Annotated in this window: 5 protein-coding genes; 3 read left to right on the top strand and 2 right to left on the bottom strand. The window is 35.3% G+C overall.

The genetic code is table 11. The annotated features are described in order from the left end of the window. Window positions 1-310: 310 nt before the first annotated feature. The gene (gene rpe / locus PSU83_RS03145; protein ID WP_300586643.1) at window positions 311-973 is read left to right on the top strand and encodes a ribulose-phosphate 3-epimerase; all 663 of its coding nucleotides are present in this window, start codon (window positions 311-313) and stop codon (window positions 971-973) included. A 30-nt stretch (window positions 974-1,003) separates the two neighbouring features. After that, window positions 1,004-2,065: a glycosyl hydrolase 53 family protein gene (locus PSU83_RS03140; RefSeq protein WP_300586641.1), complete on the top strand. Its 1,062-nt coding sequence runs from the start codon at window positions 1,004-1,006 to the stop codon at window positions 2,063-2,065. Window positions 2,066-2,107: 42 nt separating this feature from the next. Here PSU83_RS03140 and PSU83_RS03135 read toward each other — a convergent pair whose 3' ends face one another. Then, window positions 2,108-2,920: a zinc-dependent peptidase gene (locus tag PSU83_RS03135; RefSeq protein ID WP_300586639.1), complete on the bottom strand. Its 813-nt coding sequence runs from the start codon at window positions 2,918-2,920 to the stop codon at window positions 2,108-2,110. A 24-nt stretch (window positions 2,921-2,944) separates the two neighbouring features. Between PSU83_RS03135 and PSU83_RS03130 the strand changes: the two genes are divergently transcribed. After that, window positions 2,945-3,226 carry a hypothetical protein gene (locus PSU83_RS03130; protein WP_300586637.1) on the top strand — a complete coding sequence of 94 codons (282 nt, stop codon included), beginning with the start codon at window positions 2,945-2,947 and terminating at the stop codon, window positions 3,224-3,226. Window positions 3,227-3,297: 71 nt separating this feature from the next. On the opposite strand, the gene PSU83_RS03125 is transcribed toward PSU83_RS03130, so the two are convergent. Next, on the bottom strand, window positions 3,298-4,329 hold the full coding sequence (locus PSU83_RS03125; protein WP_300586635.1) for a T9SS type A sorting domain-containing protein: 1,032 nt from the start codon (window positions 4,327-4,329) through the stop codon (window positions 3,298-3,300). Window positions 4,330-4,817 lie beyond the last annotated feature (488 nt).

Raw genomic sequence — 4,817 nt, 5'->3', positions numbered from 1 at the left:
TTCGTTTTTTGATTGATGATTGAAACTCCGGCTGATTACCGGAGTTTTATTTTTTTGCATGGCAAATAAAACTCCAGTCTGTTCGCAAAATTGCTCGTGTTTCCAAAGTTTTATTTTTTAATAAAATGTGGGCGTGCCCCTTCGGGTCAGGCTTTCCGCAGTGCACGGCACTTGCTCCAATCCTTCACGCAACTTAGTGCTAAAATTCAACCCAAACTTTCTTAGCGAACTTTGAAAAATAACTTTGGGTCCCGAAAACTTTCGGGATTGCGGTTAAAAAACTAATTTTGCCGAAACAACACACTACAAAATGAAAAATACACTTATTGCACCATCAATTCTCGCAGCCGATTTTGCCAATCTGCAACGCGATATCGAAATGATTAACAACAGCCAAGCCGATTGGTTTCACATCGATATTATGGATGGCGTTTTTGTTCCAAACATCTCTTTCGGAATGCCCGTTTTAGAAGCAATAACAAAACATGCAAAAAAAACAATCGATGTACATTTAATGATCATTGATCCCGATAGATATATTAAAACTTTCGCAGCTTTAGGAGCCAATATTTTGTCCGTTCACTACGAGGCCTGTACCCATTTACATCGCACTTTACAAGCTATAAAAGCAGAAGGGATGAAAGCGGGAGTCGTTCTGAATCCGCACACCAATATAGATTTACTAGAAGATGTGATTAACGACATTGACATGGTTTGTCTCATGAGCGTTAATCCTGGTTTTGGCGGACAATCATTTATAGAAAATACGTATTCTAAAATTGAAAAACTAAAAGCATTAATCAATCGAAAAGGCGCAGCAACACTTATCGAAATTGATGGCGGCGTTACCGATAAAAATGCGCTCCAGTTGGTTAAAGCTGGTGCCGATATATTAGTTGCTGGAAATTTTGTATTTAAAGCTGAAAATCCAACCCAAACCATCGCCGATTTAAAAAGCCTGACTTCGTTTTAAAGTGAATTTATAAAAAATAATTTGAACATTGTGACTAAAAATATTTTTATATTACTATTGACAATTGGTCTTTTTTCCTGTTCTTCAGAAAACAACCGCGCAGAACCAGCGGATGAGATCCGCGGAGCTGATATGTCGTATCTTCCACTAATTGAAAGCGAAGGAACAATTTACAAACACAATAATGCCCCCGAAGATGCTATCACCACTTTAAAAAATGCTGGCTGTACTACTATTAGAATCCGACTTTGGAAAAATCCTTATGATGGACATTCGGGATTAGCCGAGGTAAAAGCTTTTGCACAAAGAGTTCGTGCGGCTGGAATGAAAGTTTGGTTAACCGTTCATTATTCTGATACTTGGGCTGATCCTGGAAGTCAGACTAAACCTGTTGCTTGGCAAAGTCAGGATTTCAATACACTAAAAACTTCAGTTACTGATTACACCAACGAAATTATGACCGAAATTAATCCAAACATCATCCAAATCGGAAATGAAACAAATGATGGGATGCTTTGGCCAGAAGGTAAATTGTCAACTAACGAAAATCAGTATTTACAACTAGTTTCTGCAGCAATTACAGCTGTTAGAGCAAAATCAAGTACAACCAAAATCATGATGCACTTTGCAGGAATTAATGGGTCTGATTATTATTTTGATAAAATTAAAACAGTAGACTTCGATTATATCGGACTTTCATTCTACCCAATCTGGCACGGGAAAAGTCTGATCGCATTACAAAATACCATGAATACTTTAGGGAATTTATACAACAAAAAAGTAGTGATTGCGGAAACATCCTATCCGTTTACTTTTGGTTATAACGATTACACAAATAATATTATTGGTTTAGATAACCAGTTAATACCAGCATTTCAGGCTACAAATTCAGGTCAAAAAGAATTCATAAGCGCAATAAAAAATACAGTAAAACAAAGTTCACACGGAATTGGATTTTGCTATTGGGGATCGGAATGGGTTGCATTTCGCGGTCCAACTTCTACTAACGGTTCGTCATGGGAAAATCAAGCCCTCTGGGATTTCGCCAATAATTCACTTCCGGCACTGGACGCATTCCATGGTGATGATTAGATGACTTTATTTTCTAATATTTTAACACCCCTTTTCCATATATCAATGCTTGTGATTTAGCATTCGACTCACATTGGTATATAATTTCGGGAAATTACTTTTAAATTCATTCGGCGTTTCAAAATAATGTTCGATGATTACTGAAACGAATTCAAATTCATTGGTGTACGCATAAATCCTGAAATAGTCAGAAGCAATAAGCAGTTGTTTGTTAGGTGGAAAATTCACTTCTTTATAAAGCTGCGTATAATATTTTTTAAAGGTAAGTGCACTAGCATCGTTGTTTTTCATGCTGTGGTGGTGGACTACATGTGAAAATTCGTGAATTCCGAGGTTCAAGTTGTCGTTACTAATTTCGTGTCCTTTTAGAAAATCTTTCCACGAAAAAACCACAGCTTTCATTCGAGGATTGAATTCGCCTTTATAGTATTCCTGACTATGAGTTGAAAGGTATTCTTCAGGATAAAGAATTATTTTATCAAATGAATCAACCAAATAGCGTCTCATACCGAAAGTCAGCATTACATAAGTTGCTGCAATAATTAGTTCCATTTCTTTTGTGACCACAAAATCTTGTCGGGAAATAAATTGATATTTCTCAATAAAAGAGACAACTCTATGGTGAAAGTAGCGTTTCTCTTTATCTGAAAGTCCATGATAAAACTGAAATTTTTGACGCAATACGTATTCTTTTTCAGGACTTAATTTCTTCGGTTTAAAATACAAATGAATATAAAGTGGCTTATTGAAAAGGTAAATGGAAATGTCATCAAAAAAACTCAGAAAAAACATTCCTGAATATAAAAGCGCTGCTAACAGCGGAAGCAGAATAAAAATTAGGACGATATACTCCATGGGCTAAAGATATAAAAAAAGCACATGAGATTCTCGAGTTGTTGGAGTAACGAAAGAATCTTCGGCTTTAAGGATCTTGATGGTGCCCTCGAAGGATTCTATAGTGTCATCGTTGATGGCTTAACCAACTTACCAAACGAAGAAACCAAGATTGAATTACTCAATGAAACCATGAACCTTCAGTATAAAAGGGAAATGAATATCTCCAGCGTTAAAATGAAGATAAGCTATAACAATGGCGAAGAAGGTGGCACAACTGTATGGTTAAGCAAAAAGATTATTGAAAAATTATTAGGGAAATTATAAATTTATGGATGTACAAATTAAAAAAACGAAAGAACTGTTGAGCTTTAAATTGATTATAAAATATTCAAAACTTATTCTTTAATAATTTTCTTTATTACAATTCCTTTATCGGTAATTAGTTTCAATAAATACATACCTGTTTGTAGATTAGAAACTGTAATCTGTGAGTCAACTACCAAATCTTTCTTAATCAAGCGCCCATTCAAATCTAAAATTTCTGCGCTGTTTATTTGAGCGCTAGAAGTATTAGAAATGAAAGCGAAATTTTTTAATGGATTGGGATGAACTGAAATACTTGCCTGCAAATTATTTTCTTGTATTGACAAAGTATTTTCATTTATTAAAAATGGTATGTCTTGAGGAAAATCAGGTGCTGTTGCAGGATTACCTAAATCTACTACAGTGCCCCAAGTTGAAGTTGAAACTGTTAGTTGTTTTGCGTTTGCTGCTGCTGCACCTCTAGACCCTAAAACAGTTACCGCAGGAAAAAAGATACTAGCATCATTGGCAGCATGTACTTGAAAAACCAACCAATAAACACCTGGTCCGAGCGAAGTTGTTATGTTTCCTCTAATTTTCCATACTTTTCTCGTAGTTCCTACTGGTGATGGTGTAGGAATTAATGTGTTTGAAGTTCTGTATACAAAAGCCTCTCCACTGTTTGCAATATCGTAAATATTTGTTATCATGTCGCCTGCCACTAAAGTTCCTCCCGTAGCAGGGTCTCCACTAAATATTTGAACTCTAAGAACGTCAACTGGCGGAATCGTTCCAGTGTAACCGGTTTGATAACAATAAAAAGAAAAGTCAGTAATATCCCAAGATGCACCGGATGGAACCGTAAAATCGTCTGCTAATCTAAAATTTGTTGTTGCAGCAGTATTAAAAAAACCGGAAATGCCTATAGTTGAATTGGCTTCTAAAGTATTTGCAAAATTTGATGGGACTTCACTCCAGGAATAGTTAACCGGTGCAATTGTTCCATTAGTCGCCGTTGTGCCGGTAGAAATAGCACCATTTGAATAAAGTTGCGCTGTTGATGTTTGAACAACAAATAAGGTAAGTAAAAAAAATAAAAATCTAAGAGTGTATTTATTATTCATAATTTATATATAATTGATCTACGCAAATGTAGAAGAAATTGAAATTGCATATTAAAGAAATAGACGAATCGTATATTAACTGTAGACGAATAGAACTTCTATGAGGTTTAAAAGACATAGAATATGAAAATACTCCGTTTACCAAAGGGAAACTCATCTTAAAAACAAAGAATTATGTACAACATTCTAAGCTATTCCTTCATCCTCTTTTTATTAACAACTCTATAGGGATTTTTATTGATCGAGAGCAAAAATTAGTTTGAAATAAAAAGACCTTAAAGCGCCTTTTTAACGAATTTAACATGCATTTTAAAATGAAATCCGAAGGGATTCTTGCTATGCAAATTCCCTCAAAGCTCCGTTCTGAAAATCAAAAAAATAATCCAGCAAGCTTGGCCATTTTTTTGACCGTTTTTATTTATTTGTGACCCCGGCAGGGTTGACTTCGTCCTAGCTGACAAAGCTCCGCTTTGAAAGAAGAGAAGGAA

It is taken from the genome of Flavobacterium sp., from assembly GCF_029945805.1.
Taxonomy (GTDB): domain Bacteria; phylum Bacteroidota; class Bacteroidia; order Flavobacteriales; family Flavobacteriaceae; genus Flavobacterium.
This window is presented reverse-complemented; position numbering and strand designations above follow the sequence as displayed.